The sequence below is a fragment of the Sneathiella sp. P13V-1 genome, from assembly GCF_015143595.1.
In the GTDB taxonomy this organism is placed as follows: Bacteria; Pseudomonadota; Alphaproteobacteria; order Sneathiellales; family Sneathiellaceae; genus Sneathiella.
Genome location: NZ_WYEU01000001.1, coordinates 407,965 through 424,224, shown reverse-complemented (window position 1 = coordinate 424,224; position 16,260 = coordinate 407,965). Strand labels below are relative to the sequence as shown.

Sequence of the window (16,260 nt, the reverse complement as noted above, 5' to 3'; positions counted from 1 at the left end):
CAAACGATTGACCTAATTTTGAAAATGACAACAAAACTCTCTACTACAGCGCTTAATTTGATAGATGTAGCCGGCCCTCTTTTTGCCAGTAAATCATTTGAGGCTGTCTCAACACGGGAAATTGCGGACAAGGCAAACGCCAATCTGTCGGCGATTTCCTATCATTTTGGAAATAAAGACGGATTGTATAAGGCGGTCTTCCAAAAGATCGTTGATGATCTGGCTTTCGTTCGCGGGAGCCTTAAAATATTTATCGATGAGAACTGTGAAAAAGCGACGGAAGATCCCGGCCACCTCCGTTTAACTGTCAAAAATATTGTCAGTTTCTTTATCAGTGCGATTACAGATGAAAATAATCCAAAGTGGCGGATGCGTCTGGTCATGAGGGAAGTACAAGAAAAGGGTCCCTGTTTTGACTTGGTCCTCAATCAGCATATCAACATTGTCCACGATCTGATTGGACGTCTAGTAAGGGTCGCCATTGGACCTCATGCATCCGAAGCAGAAGTGGGGCTGAAGACCCACAGTCTGGTGGGGCTGTGTCTGCAATTTGGACTAAATGAAGCTTTTGTATGTCAACGCTTTGGCTGGGAAAAATTTGGTCCGGATGAAGTCGAAGTTTTAATTGAAGAAACCGTCAAAAGCGCATGGGCGCTATTGGGCATTCCTGCAGTAGAAGGTGACGTAAATGAGTAGACCTCTCACATTGTTATTCAAGGTGATCCTCCCAATTGCGCTGATCGCCGGTGGTGTTTCTACATTTGTTCATTTCAAGAACACCAAACCTGTAGAAAAACCAAAGCCGGTTGCGGAACGGGTGTGGAATGTATCCGCAATAGAGGTCAATCCAGGCGCTATTTCGCCAAAGATCTCCGTATTTGGATCCCTTCTTGCCGCGAGAGAGGTGGAGCTACGTTCATTGGTTGCGGGTGAAGTGATAAAGGTCGGGGAGAGTTTCAGGGACGGTGGCTTTATCAAAAGTGGGGAGTTACTTGTAGAGATTGATCCCTTTTCTTATGAAGCAGCCTTAGATGAAAAACGCAGTTCCTTGTTGGAAGCAAAGGCTCGCTTGGAAGAGTTGGAAGCAACAAATGCGTCTGATCGTATCCTTCTTGATCGGGATCTTGAGATTCTGGAGTTGGAAGAAAGAAATCTAGCGCGATCCGAAAAACTCCGGAAAAAAGGAAATATCTCCGATAAATCTTTGGATGCAGCGCAGACAAGTTTGAGCCGACAAAAGCAGCAGGTGGCGCAGAGACGGTCGCAACTCAATGTCATGGATGCAAAAATCGGGCAGCAAAAAGCGACCATTCAGCGCATGGAAGTGTCCGTTCGCGTGGCAATGCGGGATCTGGAAAATACGCGGCTGGTTGCCCCGTTTGATGGGTATGTTTCGGAGGTTTCCGCAGAACTTGGCAAACGGCTGGATGCCCGGGACAAAGTTGCACAGTTTTTGGAAGCTGATCAGTTGGAAGCGCGTTTTCATCTCTCAAACAGGCAATATGGTGTTATTCTGAAAAGCAATTCCGGTATCGTCGGGCGGCCCATCACAGCCATCTGGAAAGCAGGTGACAAGGCTACCGAATTTAAGGGGCGTGTGGATCGGGTTGGATCAACCATTACCGCTAATACAGGTGGTATCGAAGTTTTTGCGGTGCTGGATAAAGCGCCAGAAATTGCTTTGGTTCGAAGTGGTGCCTTCGTTGAAATTCTCTTGAACGGTGAAACATATGATCAAGCCGTGTCCGTCCCCGATTTTGCTGTTTTTGATAATATGGTGGTTTATGTCGCAAAAGAAGGGGTGCTTGAGAAAAGAGATGTTCAGGTGCTTTTCGATAATGGCGATACCGTTGTCATTACAGGGAATCTGAAAAAAGGTGATAAGCTCGTCACCACGCGTTTTGCTGAAATCGGGCCGGGCATGCGGGTGGAGATACGCTAATGGACCTCAATCGTATCGTTTCCATATTTGTTCAGCACCGAAACGCCCATAATCTTTTGATGATTATGATGTTGGTAGTGGGGGCATTCTCGCTTCTTCGTCTTAACACTCAGTTTTTCCCGGACTTTGGAACGGAAGTGGTTTCTGTCAACATCGTGTGGCCTGGTGCCAGTGCGGAGGATGTGGACAAGAACATCACCACAGCCTTGTTACCAGAAGTTCGTTTTCTGAACGGTGTGAAAAATGTTCAGTCCTTTTCTGTGGAAGGCAGTAGCACAGTAATTGTCGAGTTCGAAGCGGGCACGAATATGCAGGAAGCCCTTTCGGATGTGGAGCAGGGCGTTACGCAAATCACAACTTTCCCCGAGACGATCGAAACACCCATCACTAAACGGATCGTCCTTTATGATCCTATCGCCCGGATTTCAGTATCAGGCCCTTATTCTGAAACAGCTTTGAAGGCTATCGCCAAGACAATCCGGGACGATCTTTTGGACCTTGGTATCGACAAAATCACCTTGACCGGTGCGCGGGATGAGGAGATTTGGGTAGAGGTTCCGGACCAAGCACTTAGAAGACTGGATCTAACACTTGGCGATATCTCCACCGTCATCAGAAACAATTCGAAGGATGTGCCGCTCGGCACCATTGGTGGCGGGTTCGAACGTCAGCTGCGAACATTGGAGCAGAAAACAGATGCGAAAGCACTGGGTAGTCTTGAAATAAAGTCATTACCCAGCGGTGAGAAGATTTATCTTCGGGATATTGCAAATGTAGAAGACGCCTTTAAAGAAAAAGGGGTCACCGGGGAAATCGAAGGTGAACAAGCCATCGAGATCTTTATCCAAAGATCGCAAAGCACTGACGCGCTGGAAGCCAACAAAATCGTCGCCGAATATCTGGAAACAGAAAAGAAGCGGTGGCCAGCAGCCCTGAAAATAAAACTGTTTGATGTTCAGGCCGGCCTTATTGAAGACCGTATCCGCCTTCTTCTCGAAAATGGACTTGGCGGATTGGCGCTGGTGTTGATCGTCCTGTTTGTGTTCCTCAATATCCGTGTGGCCTTTTGGGTTGCGGCGGGTATCCCGGTGGCGATCATGGCCACTGCGGGTGTCATGTTATTTACCGGACAATCCATTAACATGATCAGTCTTTTCGCCATTATCATGAGCCTTGGCATTATCGTGGATGATGCCATTGTGGTGGGGGAGCATAGCAGTCACCTGAAATCAAAAGGTCTTCGCCCATTGGAGGCGGCTGAAAAGGGTGCCCTTAGGATGTTGGCACCAGTTCTTGCATCCAGTTTGACCACAATTGCTGCTTTCCTGCCGATTTTCATGATTGGCGATATCATCGGCCAGATTATCGGCGCGATTCCGGCTGTGGTTGTTGCGGTCCTGATCGCGTCTTTGGTGGAATGTTTCCTAGTCTTGCCGGGGCATATGCGTTTCGCCCTGCGTCAAAAAGGGGAGGATAGCAGAGCCCGAAAATGGTTCGATGGCAAATTTGAGTATTTTCAGACCCATCTGTTCAAACGCATTGTAACAGGCGCAGTCCATTGGCGTTACGCGACATTTGCAGCAGCTATTTCTGTTTTGATCTTGGCCGTTGGTATGTTGATCGGGGGGCGGATTGCCTTTAACTTCTTCCCAACACCAGAAGCGGATGTAATTTATGCGAACGTGGTTTTCTCGCCGGGTGTTAAACGCGAAACGACAGAGCAGATGGTTGACGAGATGGAGCGGGCGCTTCTGAAGGTAGAAGATGAACTGTCTAATGGCAAAGGCGGGTTGGTCGTCACCAGCCTTGGGAAAATTGGCACTAGTATCGGGGATCAATTTAGTTCTGTGGCAGGGGATCACCGCGCTGGAATTCAAGTGGAACTGGTATCCGCCGATCAGCGTGATGTGCGCACCAAAGATTTCTTAATAGCGTGGCAAAATGAAATCAGACCCCTTCCGGGACTGGAGAGACTTGCCATGCGGGAGAGGGTCGGTGGCCCTCCGGGGCGAGAGCTCGATATTCGCCTGAAAGGGGATGACATCGAAAACCTGAAACAGGCTGCCGATGAAGTAAAGGTTCTCCTCGCGTCCTTTAATGGTGTGGGCAGTATTGATGATGACTTACCAACAGGTAAGCAGGAATTGATCCTGAATCTAACGTCGCGCGGGAAAGCGCTCGGTTTTACAACAGAAGATATTTCCTCGCAGGTGCGGGCCGCGTTTGAAGGTGTGATTGCTCGCAAATTTGCCCGTGAAGATGAGGAAGTTACCATCAGGGTACAGTATCCGCGGGAAAGTATTTCAAGTGGTGCTTTGCAAAACTTTTATCTGAGAAGCCGTAATGGTGATGAAGTGGCGCTTACTGAGGTGGTTGATATCACTTTGCAGCAAGGTTACGCTCGTATCAAACGCGAAGATGGGGTGCGAGAAGTAGGCGTTACCGCTGACATCAATGAAGATGTGACTTCAGCCAATGATGTGATTGCGGGTCTTGAAAACTCTAGCCTTCCTGAAATTGCAGCGAAATATGGCCTCAAATATCGTTTTGCAGGGAAAGCGGAAGAACAGGCGGATACGCTGGCTGACATGCAACTGGGTGCCATGATTGGTATGACCGCGATCTATCTGATTCTGGCGTGGGTGTTTGCTTCCTATTCGCGGCCTATTGTGGTGATGTCCATTATCCCATTTGGGTTGGTCGGGGCGATTTTCGGTCACTATATTCTGGGATATGATTTGACCATCTTGTCACTGATCGCTTTGCTTGGCCTGTCAGGTATTCTTGTCAACAATTCCATCATTCTGGTGAGTATCGTAAACGAACGCCTGGCCAACGGGGAGCAGTATATGAACGCTGTGGTGGACGGGACTTGTGATCGTTTACGGGCAGTTTTACTGACGTCTTTAACAACAATCGGGGGCTTGAGCCCACTATTGTTTGAAACCAGCCTTCAAGCACAATTCCTGATCCCGATGGCAATCACCTTGGTCTTCGGCCTTATGGTTGCCACGTTCCTGGTGTTATTCCTTGTTCCTGCTCTTTTGATGATTCAGGAGGATTTCAGAAGAATATTCTCAGGCGTAAGAAGACTGGTTGCCGGATAACCCGGCTTTTCCTTTGCAGTAGGTCAGAAACCCAGATATACAGGCCACTCTAGTGGCTTTAGTTTAGGTACAACAGAATGATCAAGGCAATTGGTTGGAGTGCGCTAGGGATCACCATATTGGTTGGCGGTTTCTATTTTGAATATAAGAGTCTTGATCCGTGTGAATGGATGACACAGGAGTTGACCCGCTCAGCTGGTTTGTCTGGCGTGAGTGGTCTTGGGACAACAGCAGCTCATCTTATGGGAAAGCAGGAGTGCTTTCAAAATTGGATGGATCTGCGCGTCAAAGGTGCTGAAGCCAAATAAAAAAGCCGACGCGTTAGGCGCCGGCTTTTTTTTAAGAGATCTTTTCAAGTTACTCGTAGTAACCGATCATCAGGAATACATCGCCCACGACTTTAAGATAAGTGCGTTTTTGGGCAATCTTCTTTGTTTCAGGGTGTGGCCATTTGTAATCAACCCAACCTGATCCGGAAGCGTTTGCAACGTCATACATTTCTTTCAGGATCAGCTTTCCATCAGTGTCTTTCAGCTTCATCAGGTTTTTTCCAACGAGCTTCGGATTTACTGCATGGAATTCGTTAGTGTTATCCTTCATGGAATAGGCAGCGATATAAAACTCGCCTTGGTAAAAATCACTACCTTTGACGGCGAAATCTTTAAACGCTTGTTCTTTACCTACTTTTTCGAAATGTGCGACAGCCGCATCAATCATGCTGACTACCTTAGTTTTTTTATCTTCAGCGAAAGCAGATCCAGAGAAAAGGAAGACGGCAACAAACAGTCCGGTGAAAATGCGGGAGATCATGTGAATATCCTGTACTTGATAAAAATTGAATACTGGACGCTCACATATCATTTAAAACATTAACATAATGCTAATGTTTTAAATGATTGCTTCTAACTTTACTATTTTCTGATGGCAGCCACACCAAGATCAGCAAGCATTTGCGCGAAGGCCCCATAGGTTTTGGCCCGCTCTGAGCTGGCATTGCCATCAAGGCCACGTTTGTAAACGCCTTGAACAATGGCGGCCAGACGGAAGAATGAGAAAGCGATATAGAAAGGCCAGTTTTCAATCCCGTCACGACCGGTTCGTTTGCAATAGGCTTCGATATAAGCTTGCTCAGAGGGAATGCCTGTTGCGTCAAAGTCTGTGTTCACCAACCCACCTGATGCCGGATGCATGAAATGGTAAGTCATGCAGTTATAGGAAAGATCTGCAAGCGGATGCCCCAAAGTGCAGAGTTCCCAATCCAACACCGCCACAACACGAGGCTCTGTTGGGTGGATGATCATATTTTCCAGACGATAGTCGCCATGGCAGATCGTGCTGGTTTGATCATCGGGCATATTTGCGGGAAGCCAGCTGATCAACTCTTCCATACTGTCCACATGATGAGTTTCTGATGCACGATACTGCTTTGTCCAACGGCCAATCTGGCGTTCGAAATAGTTACCTTGCTTGCCAAAATCTTCAAGACCTTGCGCCTTAATGTCCACATTGTGCATCTTGGCCAGAGTATCATTCATAGCATCGTAGATGGCGGCGCGTTCCTTTGGATCCATACCGGGAAGTTCCGGCTGGCGGAAGATGCGGCCTTCAACTTTCTCCATAATGTAGAAAGGTGTGCCAATAACGTCAGAATCTTCGCAAAGGCAGTAAGTGCGGGCAACAGGGACATCTGTATCCTGCAAGGCACTCATGATGCGATATTCCCGCTCTACCGCGTGGGCAGAAGGAAGCAAAACCCCGGGAGGTTTTTTGCGCATGACATAGTCACGCTCAGGCGTTTTCAATAAGAAGGTCGGATTGGATTGCCCACCTTCAAACTGCTGAACGGTGAGAGGGCCTTTATAACCCTCTACATTCTCCTCCATATAGGATGTCAGATTATCTTCGTTAAACTTATGCGCATCGCGCACTTCGGTGATATCTGCGTTATCTCCCATGAGCTTGCCTCTTTATTGTTTTTGTTTTTAGGTTTCTGAGGTCACTTTAACATAAGTTCCACTTGCTCCCACCCTTTAATGGCAAGGGGTTTTGCGCGTGCACCCATGTCTTTTGCATGTTGGCTTGAGGCGGTACCATCCATAACACGGCCCATGATCCCCTGCAAAATGGCAGAGAGGCGGAACATGTTATAAGCCATATAGAAATCCCAGTTTGGAATGGAAGAGCGGCCTGTTTTCTCACAATACATGGCCACATATTCTTCCTCGGTTGGGATGCCCAAGGATTTCAAATCCAGACCTTTCAAGCCACGGAATAATTCCGGCTCCAATCGCCAGGTCATGCAATGGTAGGAGAAATCCGCGAGCGGATGACCTAAAGTGGAAAGCTCCCAGTCCAAAATGGCAATGACTTCCTTGCTATTGCGATCAAGGATCGTGTTATCAAGGCGATAATCGCCATGAACAACCGATGTCTCATCCCCCTCCGGAATGTTATTAGGAAGCCATTCCATAAGTTTATTCATGGCGTCGATATTCTCGGTTTCAGATGCTTTATACTGCTTGGACCAGCGGCTGATTTGCCGCGCTAGATAATCGGTAGGCTTTCCGAAATCTTCAAGGCCAACGGCTTTGTAATCCACGGAATGCAATTTCGCCATGGCATCGTTCATGGACGCAAAAGCCGTACTACGTTGATCATTGGTGAAATGCGGCAGGGCTGGATCCCATTCCACGTCCCCGTCAACAAAATCCATTACGTAGAAAATGGTGCCAAGCACATCTTCATCTTCGCAAAGACAAAAGGTTTCCGGCACAGGCACGCCTGTTCCCTTGAGTGCCGAAATAACTTTGTATTCGCGGTCCACCGCATGGGCTGACGGCAATAGTTTGCCCGGTGGTTTCTTGCGAAGCACATATCGTTTGTTGGGTGTGATGAGGAAGTAGCTCGGGTTCGATTGGCCCCCCTTGAACTGCTGGATTTCCAGCGGCCCTTCAAACCCGGCGGCATTTTCCTTCAAATAGGCTTCAAGTTTAGCAACATCAAGTTTGTGACGTTCCTGCACCTCCATTGTCCCAGAAAACTGGGATGACTGATCCGCCATTTGTCGTTCCTTTATTATTATTTTTCACGTTCAATCGCCCGCCAGCCAATGTCTTTCCTGCAAAAGCCTTCGGGCCAGTCAATTTTTGCAATGGCATCATAGGCCTTCTTTTGCGCTTTTGTCACGGTTTCCCCGAAGGTTGTGACACCAAGCACACGGCCACCCGTTGCGTAATACCGATCATTTTCTTTCTTTGTGCCGGCATGAAGAACAATCACATCCTCCATTGCGTTGGCATCATCCAGGCCTTTGATCTCGGTATTCTTCTCGTAAGATCCTGGATATCCATTTGCGGCCAAGACAACAACCATTGCCGCATCATTTTTCCATTTCAGGGAAACATCTGAAAGGGTTCCGTCTGCCGTTGCCTGCAGCGCGGGCAGAATATCGCTGTCTAACCGTGCCATGAGGACCTGACATTCTGGATCACCAAAGCGCACATTATATTCAATCAGCTTCGGTCCCTGATCTGTAATCATCAGGCCTGCATAAAGGACACCTGTGTAGGGGCATCCACGGTCCTGCATGGCAGCAACGGTTGGTTTGATAATCTCTTCGATGGATCGTTCAATCATCGCATCGGTCATAACTGGTGCAGGGGAATAGGCGCCCATACCACCCGTATTGGGGCCGGTGTCCCCATCGCCAACTGCCTTGTGATCCTGTGCGGTGGCAAGGGGCAGGATATTGATGCCATCTGTTAGAACAAAGAAGCTGGCTTCTTCACCTGTCAGAAATTCTTCGATAACAATCTCGGCACCCGCACCACCAAACATGCCGCCTAAGATATCGTCAACAGTGGCATTTGCCTCTTCCAGGTTTTGGGCAATGATCACACCTTTACCGGCGGCTAGTCCGTCAGCTTTGATAACGATCGGCATATTTTGTGTGGCTAGATATTCTTTGGCGGCGGTGGCATCGGAAAAACGCTCATAAGCTGCGGTTGGAATATTGTATTCACGGCAGAGGTCTTTCATAAAACCTTTGGACCCTTCCAAAGCTGCCGCGCCTTTTCGTGGACCAAATGCAGGAAGTCCGGCCCGGCTCAAGTCATCAACAAGCCCGTCCACCAACGGGGCTTCCGGTCCGACGACAACAAACCCAATATTGTGACTTTGGCAGAAATCCAGAACAGTGTCTGAATGTGAAACGTCTAGAGGTACGCAAGCGGCCATATCCGATATGCCGCCATTACCCGGCGCACAGTAGAGATTTTCAACAGATTGAGAACGGGAAAGCGCCCAGCAAAGCGCATGTTCGCGGCCACCTGAGCCAATGACGAGTACATTCATAACAGTCGATCTATATTAACAGTTTTGTGTTCAACACGAAGCGTGTAGAGTTTGTAACATACAGTGCGAACGATACAAAAGAAACTTGCAGAGGCAACGTGTCACAATCTTCCATTCCCGGCATGTCAAACATCCACGAATTTACCGTAACGGAACTGAGTACTGCCCTGAAAAGGACGGTGGAGGATCAGTATGGCCACGTTCGGGTGCGCGCTGAAATCTCCGGATTGAAGCAAGCGGCTTCTGGGCATGTTTATCTGGCATTGAAAGATGAAAAATCGGTGCTGGATGGGGTGATGTGGCGTGGGAGTGCCCAAAAACTTTCTTTCCGTCCTGAAGATGGCTTGGAAGTGGTTTGCACGGGCAAGCTTACTACCTATCCCGGCCGCTCGAAATATCAGATTGTCATCGATAGTATGGAACCTGCCGGTGTCGGTGCGTTGATGGCCTTACTGGAGGAGCGTAAACGCAAACTTGCTGCCGAAGGCTTGTTCGCGCAGGAGCGCAAAAAACCACTGCCTTATTTGCCGAAGGTTATCGGTGTCGTGACATCGCCGACAGGCGCTGTGATTCGGGACATCTTGCACCGGTTACGCGATCGTTTTCCAACCCATGTGTTGCTCTGGCCTGTTCTCGTGCAGGGGGAGACGGCCGCAGAACAAGTGGCAGCGGCGATCGAAGGTTTCAACAAGATTGATGGTGGCGATGAGTTAGTCCCAAGACCTGATCTTTTGATCGTCGCCCGGGGCGGCGGTAGTCTGGAAGATCTGTGGTCCTTTAACGAGGAAGTGGTGGTACGCGCCGCGGCTGCAAGTGAAATACCGCTTATTTCTGCTGTGGGCCATGAGACGGATACAACACTGATTGATTATGTGTCGGATCGTCGTGCGCCAACACCAACGGCTGCGGCTGAAATGGCCGTACCTGTCCGATCTGAATTGTTGGCTTATGTTGACGATATGGACCGGCGTATTCGCCGCGGCCTTTCCCGTTCAATTACGGAAAAGAAAGAACGTCTGGTTGGGTTATCCAGAGGATTGCGTGATCCGAAATCCCTGATCGAAGAGAAGATCCAGCATTTGGACCATCTGGATAGCCGACTTAAAAGCGCTATGGGGTCTATGGTGAACTTGAAAACCCAACGCTTCCAGGGAACAGCGGCACGACTTCGCCCTGAAATTTTGACACGGGGCATGGCACGGGATCAGGAAAAGCTCAACAATTTTGAAGGACGCATGTCTCGTGCGATCACCATCCGAAGAGAACGGGCGGGTGATCGGTTGGCGGCAAGTGGCAGAATGCTTGAAAGCCTATCTTTTAAACGTGTTCTGGCCCGTGGTTATGCCATCGTCAAAGATGAGAACGGGCAAGTCATTTCCTCTGTAGAGCAAATGAAAGACGGTGCCTCTGGTATTGCCGAAGTGAAGGATGGCAGCCGATCCATCACATTTGGGGAGGGGGACGCCAAACCCAAACGAGTGGCTCCTAAACCTAAAAAACCAGAGAACACACCACCAGAGCAGGGGAGCCTTCTGTGATCCGTTTTGTTGTCTCAATTTTGGCAATGTTGTTGATCAGTGGATCCGCCATCGCCAAAGAGGATCGTTATTCCCTAAGCGGAACAATGTCCCAAGGCGGGTTGGTTTTTGGGAAGGCAGTGGCTGGCTCCAAAGTTTTCTTTGAAGGTGCGGAAATCAGGGTGTCTGAAGCAGGTGAGTTTCTGTTTGGTTTTGGGCGCGACTTTAAATCCACTGCGACCTTAAAGATCGTTTTTCCAGATGGGGAAGCCGTTCAACGTGAGTTAAAAGTTGCGCCGCGCAAATATCGTATTGAGCGGGTGGATGGCCTGCCAAAAGCAAAGGTCACACCCAGCGAGGAATTTTTAAAACGCATTCGTCAGGAGAATGCTGAAATCGCCCGTATCCGTGCCATTGATACACCTGAAAAATGGTTTCAATCAGGATGGAACTGGCCAGCCTTTGGCCGTATTAGCGGGGTTTACGGTAGCCAGCGCGTTTTGAACGGTATTCCTAAACGTCCTCATTTCGGGATCGATGTGGCGGCTCCAACGGGAACTGAAGTGTGGGCGTCAACCGATGGAATGGTACGTATGGCAGAAAAAGACCTGTTCTATACAGGCGGTACCATTATGATTGATCACGGATATGGTTTAGTGTCTGTCTATTCACACTTATCGAAGCTGGATGTGAAATCAGGGGACTTTGTCAAACAAGGCCAGAAGATTGGGGAAATCGGCTCCACCGGGCGATCTAGCGGGCCCCATTTGGATTGGCGTCTCAACTGGTTCAAGGAAAGGCTGGATCCGGGGCTATTGATGGGACCCATGCCGAAGAAATGATCAGCTTCTTGGGGTGAAGTCACCCAATAGATCCATCAAGGTGTCGTGAAGGGCAAGCCCACTTGAAATCACGGTATCATGTACTGGATCAGCTTTGTTATAGGTAAGTGGTTGGCCCTTGGTGGTTGTCGAAATACCGCCAGCTTCGTTCAAAATCAGTTCCGCCGCAGCCACATCCCAATCTGACTTTGCCGATAGCGACAATGAGGCGTCATAGTCCTGACTTGCGACGGTCACCATACGATAGGCGATGGAATTGAGGTGACTGAATTTGGCAAGGGGCGCATCTTCTAACCAGTTGTGCCACTCAAACGCTTTGCGGCTTGCCAGCAGATGTGCGCCTTCTAGATCGGCCCGTGGGCTACATTCAAGTTTTTCACCGTTAAGATACGCGCCTTGCCCCAATGAGGCTTCAAAAAACTCTTCTGTCACCGGGTTAAACACAGTAGCAGCAACCGGTCGTCCCGCATCAATCAAGGCGGCGCACACGGTAAACTCCGGCTTGCCCGCAATAAAGGAACGGGTCCCATCAATGGGATCCACAACCCAAACGCGGTCCTTCCTAAGACGCTCCGGATTATCGGCTGTTTCCTCTGATAACCAGCCATAATCTGGGTGAAGGTCGAGTAGTCTTTCTTTCAAGAAGGTGTCAATGGCAAGATCGGCCTCGCTTACAGGGTCGCCGGGCTTTTTCTCCCAGCTTTTCAAATCCCCATGAAAATATTTCAGGGCGATATCACCTGCTTCGCGAACCGCATCGTTCAGCGATTGTTGTTCTTCTTGAAATTTATGTGTCACGTGCCCGCTACCATCATCCCGTCAATGCGAATGGTTGGGGCATTTGTACCATAAACAAATTCCAGATCATTGGCTGGGGTCAAATTGAGGAACATATCTTTGAGGTTACCTGCAACGGTGAGCTCTGACACTGGATGGGTAATTTCACCGTCCTCAATCCAAAAACCGGAAGCACCGCGACTATAATCGCCAGTAACACCGTTAACACCAAAACCAATAAGGCTGGTGATAAAGAGGCCCGATTTAATATCCTTGATCAGCTCTTCAACAGATTGATCGCCGGCTTCCATATACAGGTTTGTCATGCCGGAGCCAGGAGGAGAGGAAGTCCCACGTGTCGCGCGGCCGTTAGTTTCTAATCCCAATTGGCGGGCAGCAGCGCTGTTAAGTACCCAATTTTGCAACACACCATCTTCGACAAAGTTAATGCGCGAATTGGCGACGCCCTCACCATCAAAGGGTTTTGACGCAAGACCACGAATACGATGGGGATCATCCACCACATTAATACCCTTTGGCAGGATCTGTTCACCCATGCTGTCTTTTAGGAAACTGGTGCCGCGGGCAACAGAGGCACCGCTAATGGCGCCCGATAAATGCCCTAACAATCCACCTGAAATACGGTTGCTATAGACAACAGGGACGCTGGCACTTGGCATTTTTTGTGGGTTCAGCGCTTGAATAGCCCTTTCCCCGGCACGTTTGCCAACGGTAGCTGGATCACGCATATCTTCAAAGAAACGCACACTGTCATAATCATAATCGCGCTCCATTCCTGTGCCGGTTCCTGCGATTACAGAAATGCCAACGGAATGGGAAGAGCTGGAGTAGGATCCGCGAAACCCACCAGATGTGGCAAGGGCAATAGAAGTATGACCAAAGCCGGAGCTTGCCCCTTCGGAATTTGTCACACCTTCTACCGCCAATGCAGCCTCTTCAGCTTGTTTCGCGGTTTCGATCAGCTCTTCCGCTGTGCGGGTGCTTTCGTCATAGAGTTCCAGTTCAGGATAGTCTTTCGCCAGCAGGTCTGGATTTGCCTGACCGCAATATTCGTCTTCTGGCATGTTTTTCGCCATACTGATGGCGCGTTCTACCAGTTCGTCCAGCAATTCAGGTTTTGTGTCATTGGAGGAGACAAACGCCTGCTGTTTTCCAATCATCACCCGAAGGCCAAGGTCATGGGCTTCTGATCTTTCAATCTCTTCAACTTCGCCAAGACGGAAGGAAACACTGGTTGACGTGCCCTGAATGCGGACAGCATCCACGGCGTCGGCCCCTGCCTTTTTTGCCTTAGCAATAATGTCGTCTAGAATATTGAGAGAGTGCAGTTCGTTTTTCTTGGCTTCTGACATATTTTCCTGACCACTGGCTTAATCACTGCCCTTAAAGTAGGGGCTGCGTGGTTAAATTAAAATCAGAAAATGCCAAAAAGTCCGTTAAAGGCATCAAATAGAAGTTTCAGACCAACGGCGAAGAGCATCAGATACGCGAAACGATAGAAAAGCTCCTCCGGGACCAGCTTGTGAAGTCTTACACCCAACCAGATACCAATAGGGGCTAAGGGTAACAGAAGAAGCGAAGTGCCTAAATTCTCAGACGAAAACTGTCCAAGGTAGGTGTAGGGGATCAGTTTTACATAATTTACCACAAAGAAGAACCAGACGCTGGTTCCCACAAACAATGTCTTATTGATTTTCTGTGGCAGCATATAAAATTGAAGTGGTGGCCCGCCTGCATGAGCAACAAAGCTGGTGAAGCCGGAAATGCTGCCCCAGAAACTGCCCTTTATAAAACTGCGGCCTGCCACCTGTTGTTTGATAGCGGGTTTCAGCCAATGGTTCAGGGTGAAGAGAACCGCAACGGATCCTACCAACAGGCGCACAATATCGTCGTTTAGATACTTAAACAGCAAGGCACCTATGAATATGCCCGTTACCGCGCCTGGCAACATGCACCAAAGGTTCTTCCAGTCGGCCCCGCGGCGATACGCAATCAGACCAAAGATATCCATCAAACAAAGAATAGGCAGGATAATCGCCGCCGCCTGAACCGGTGGGATAACCAATGTAACCAATGGGACCCCCAACATGCCAAGGGTTCCAGCAAACCCGCCCTTGGAAATGCCAATGATGAGCATGGCCGGAATGGCAGCGACATAGAATATGGGATCGTCAATAAAAGTCACAGATTACTTCCAGATCGCTTTGCCGCTGCCCGGCAGATCAAGGCGGGACCACATATCATCCACTTTCTTGATAACCTCTTCATCCATCTGGATTTTCTCACCCCATTCCCGGTGTGTCTCCGGCGGCATTTTGTTGGTGGCGTCCAGCGCCAGTTTGCCGCCAAGTCCGCTTTCAGGAGACGCAAAGTCTAGATAGTCGATCGGTGTGCCTTCGATGGTGGTGATGTCGCGCACCGGATCCATGCGGGTGGAGATGGCCCACATCACATCCTTCCAATCCCGGGCATCAATGTCGTCATCCACAATAATCAGGAATTTCGTGTACATGAATTGGCGAAGGAAGGACCACGCCCCCATCATCACGCGCTTTGCATGACCTGGGTAGGCTTTCTTCATGGAGATCACAGCGATCCGGTAACTACACCCTTCCGGTGGTAGCCAGAAATCAACAATTTCGGGGAATTGCTGCTGAAGGAGCGGAATGAACAACTCGTTCATTGCTTCCCCCAATACACTAGGTTCATCAGGGGGGCGTCCTGTGAAGGTGGACAGGTAAATTGGGTTTTTGCGGCGTGTAATGGCAGTGATATTGAACACTGGGAAGGATTCAACGGAATTATAATACCCGGTATGATCACCGTATGGACCTTCGTCACCATATTCATCCAGTGACACATAACCTTCCAGAATAATCTCGGCGGTAGCGGGTACTTTCAGCGGAACGGTTTTACAATCCACCAGTTCCACTTTTTGACCGCGTAAAAGGCCTGCAAACTGATATTCAGATAAGGTGTCCGGAATTGGAGTTACCGCCGCCAAAATGGTGCCGGGATCTGCGCCAATGACCACTGCCGCAGGAAGCGGTTCAGGTTTTTTATCTTTCCAACGCTGATAATGCTGCGCGCCGCCGCGATGTTTCAGCCACCGCATCAAGGTCTTGTTGCGACCCAGTTTCTGCATTCGGTAGATGCCAAGATTGAAATTATCCGTTTTATCGTCACTTGGCCCCTTGGTCACCACCAGCGGCCAGGTGATCAGCGGGGCAGGTTCTCCCGGCCAGCAGGTCTGAATGGGCAGATCATCCAGATTAACATCATCCCCTGTAAGGACCACTTCCTGACAGGGAGCTGAGCGAACGGATTTTGGACGCATGGTCATGGCGGTTTTCAAGACCGGTAGCATGCCCATGGCCTCTTTGAAATTGGCTGGTGGTTCAGGTTGGCGCAAGAAGGCGAGCGTTTCACCAACTTCCCGCAATTCTTCAGGCTTTCTGTTCATCCCCATGGCAACACGATCTACTGTCCCGAACAGATTGACAAGCATTGGCATTTTGGCCGGTGTGCCATCTTCCGTGATCGGGTTTTCAAACAGAACCGCAGGACCCCCTTCTGCTAGAAGGCGGGTTTGGATTTCTGTCATCTCCAGGTTGGTGGAAACGGGCTCTGAGACGCGCACCAATTTGTCTTCACGTTCCAGCTGTTCCAGAAAATCTCGTAGTGATGAATAGGCCATAAAT

14 protein-coding genes are annotated in these 16,260 nt (G+C 49.3%); 6 read left to right on the top strand and 8 right to left on the bottom strand.

The features are described from left to right. The first annotated feature begins 24 nt into the window (after positions 1–24). The 4 genes from GUA87_RS02095 to GUA87_RS02080 all read left to right on the top strand — a co-directional run bounded on the left by GUA87_RS02095 (position 25) and on the right by GUA87_RS02080 (position 5,357). Positions 25–696, top strand: coding sequence for a CerR family C-terminal domain-containing protein (locus tag GUA87_RS02095; protein ID WP_193714864.1), 672 nt, complete (start codon positions 25–27; stop codon positions 694–696). Continuing rightward, positions 689–1,942, top strand: coding sequence for an efflux RND transporter periplasmic adaptor subunit (locus GUA87_RS02090; protein WP_193714863.1), 1,254 nt, complete (start codon positions 689–691; stop codon positions 1,940–1,942). The genes GUA87_RS02095 and GUA87_RS02090 overlap by 8 nt, the downstream gene beginning before the upstream one ends. Then, complete coding sequence (locus GUA87_RS02085; RefSeq protein WP_193714862.1) at positions 1,942–5,049, top strand: efflux RND transporter permease subunit; 3,108 nt, start codon at positions 1,942–1,944, stop codon at positions 5,047–5,049. The genes GUA87_RS02090 and GUA87_RS02085 overlap by 1 nt, the downstream gene beginning before the upstream one ends. A gap of 77 nt (positions 5,050–5,126) precedes the next feature. Then, positions 5,127–5,357 carry a hypothetical protein gene (locus GUA87_RS02080; protein ID WP_193714861.1) on the top strand — a complete coding sequence of 77 codons (231 nt, stop codon included), beginning with the start codon at positions 5,127–5,129 and terminating at the stop codon, positions 5,355–5,357. A 49-nt stretch (positions 5,358–5,406) separates the two neighbouring features. Here GUA87_RS02080 and GUA87_RS02075 read toward each other — a convergent pair whose 3' ends face one another. The 4 genes from GUA87_RS02075 to purD form a co-directional block, all read right to left on the bottom strand. Next, entirely contained in the window at positions 5,407–5,859 is a 453-nt protein-coding gene (locus tag GUA87_RS02075; protein ID WP_193714860.1) for a cache domain-containing protein, read from the bottom strand. 101 nt (positions 5,860–5,960) lie between these two features. Continuing rightward, positions 5,961–7,004, bottom strand: a complete 1,044-nt coding sequence (locus GUA87_RS02070) for a phosphotransferase (protein WP_193714859.1) — start codon at positions 7,002–7,004, stop codon at positions 5,961–5,963. Positions 7,005–7,045: 41 nt separating this feature from the next. Further along, complete coding sequence (locus GUA87_RS02065; protein WP_193714858.1) at positions 7,046–8,110, bottom strand: phosphotransferase family protein; 1,065 nt, start codon at positions 8,108–8,110, stop codon at positions 7,046–7,048. A 17-nt stretch (positions 8,111–8,127) separates the two neighbouring features. After that, positions 8,128–9,402 (bottom strand): phosphoribosylamine--glycine ligase, encoded by a 1,275-nt coding sequence (purD, locus tag GUA87_RS02060; protein WP_193714857.1) that lies wholly within the window; start codon positions 9,400–9,402, stop codon positions 8,128–8,130. 122 nt (positions 9,403–9,524) lie between these two features. Between purD and xseA the strand changes: the two genes are divergently transcribed. Together xseA and GUA87_RS02050 are read left to right on the top strand one after the other, a co-directional pair. Next, positions 9,525–10,940: an exodeoxyribonuclease VII large subunit gene (gene xseA, locus GUA87_RS02055; protein WP_193715790.1), complete on the top strand. Its 1,416-nt coding sequence runs from the start codon at positions 9,525–9,527 to the stop codon at positions 10,938–10,940. Further along, a complete protein-coding gene (locus GUA87_RS02050; protein ID WP_321575858.1) occupies positions 10,937–11,761 on the top strand; it encodes a M23 family metallopeptidase in 825 nt (274 codons plus the stop codon). The genes xseA and GUA87_RS02050 overlap by 4 nt, the downstream gene beginning before the upstream one ends. Here the strand turns inward: GUA87_RS02050 and GUA87_RS02045 are convergent, their stop codons facing one another. The 4 genes from GUA87_RS02045 to GUA87_RS02030 form a co-directional block, all read right to left on the bottom strand. Continuing rightward, positions 11,762–12,559 carry a 3'(2'),5'-bisphosphate nucleotidase CysQ gene (locus GUA87_RS02045; RefSeq protein ID WP_193714856.1) on the bottom strand — a complete coding sequence of 266 codons (798 nt, stop codon included), beginning with the start codon at positions 12,557–12,559 and terminating at the stop codon, positions 11,762–11,764. Next, positions 12,556–13,911, bottom strand: a complete 1,356-nt coding sequence (locus GUA87_RS02040; RefSeq protein WP_193714855.1) for a TldD/PmbA family protein — start codon at positions 13,909–13,911, stop codon at positions 12,556–12,558. The genes GUA87_RS02045 and GUA87_RS02040 overlap by 4 nt, the downstream gene beginning before the upstream one ends. A 62-nt stretch (positions 13,912–13,973) precedes the next feature. Further along, on the bottom strand, positions 13,974–14,744 hold the full coding sequence (locus tag GUA87_RS02035; protein ID WP_321575857.1) for a sulfite exporter TauE/SafE family protein: 771 nt from the start codon (positions 14,742–14,744) through the stop codon (positions 13,974–13,976). 3 nt (positions 14,745–14,747) lie between these two features. Beyond that, a complete protein-coding gene (locus tag GUA87_RS02030; protein WP_193714854.1) occupies positions 14,748–16,256 on the bottom strand; it encodes a UbiD family decarboxylase in 1,509 nt (502 codons plus the stop codon). Between the last annotated feature and the right edge of the window lie 4 nt (positions 16,257–16,260).

What these genes read in the sequence shown, in the direction of transcription:
- GUA87_RS02080 (WP_193714861.1), top strand. Translation starts at nt 5,127, where the DNA reads ATGATCAAGGCAATTGGTTGGAGTGCGCTAGGGATCACCATATTGGTT.
- GUA87_RS02090 (WP_193714863.1), top strand. Translation starts at nt 689, where the DNA reads ATGAGTAGACCTCTCACATTGTTATTCAAGGTGATCCTCCCAATTGCG.
- GUA87_RS02085 (WP_193714862.1), top strand. Translation starts at nt 1,942, where the DNA reads ATGGACCTCAATCGTATCGTTTCCATATTTGTTCAGCACCGAAACGCC.
- purD (WP_193714857.1), bottom strand. Translation starts at nt 9,402, where the DNA reads ATGAATGTACTCGTCATTGGCTCAGGTGGCCGCGAACATGCGCTTTGC.
- GUA87_RS02065 (WP_193714858.1), bottom strand. Translation starts at nt 8,110, where the DNA reads ATGGCGGATCAGTCATCCCAGTTTTCTGGGACAATGGAGGTGCAGGAA.
- GUA87_RS02070 (WP_193714859.1), bottom strand. Translation starts at nt 7,004, where the DNA reads ATGGGAGATAACGCAGATATCACCGAAGTGCGCGATGCGCATAAGTTT.
- GUA87_RS02040 (WP_193714855.1), bottom strand. Translation starts at nt 13,911, where the DNA reads ATGTCAGAAGCCAAGAAAAACGAACTGCACTCTCTCAATATTCTAGAC.
- GUA87_RS02030 (WP_193714854.1), bottom strand. Translation starts at nt 16,256, where the DNA reads ATGGCCTATTCATCACTACGAGATTTTCTGGAACAGCTGGAACGTGAA.
- GUA87_RS02075 (WP_193714860.1), bottom strand. Translation starts at nt 5,859, where the DNA reads ATGATCTCCCGCATTTTCACCGGACTGTTTGTTGCCGTCTTCCTTTTC.
- xseA (WP_193715790.1), top strand. Translation starts at nt 9,525, where the DNA reads ATGTCAAACATCCACGAATTTACCGTAACGGAACTGAGTACTGCCCTG.
- GUA87_RS02095 (WP_193714864.1), top strand. Translation starts at nt 25, where the DNA reads ATGACAACAAAACTCTCTACTACAGCGCTTAATTTGATAGATGTAGCC.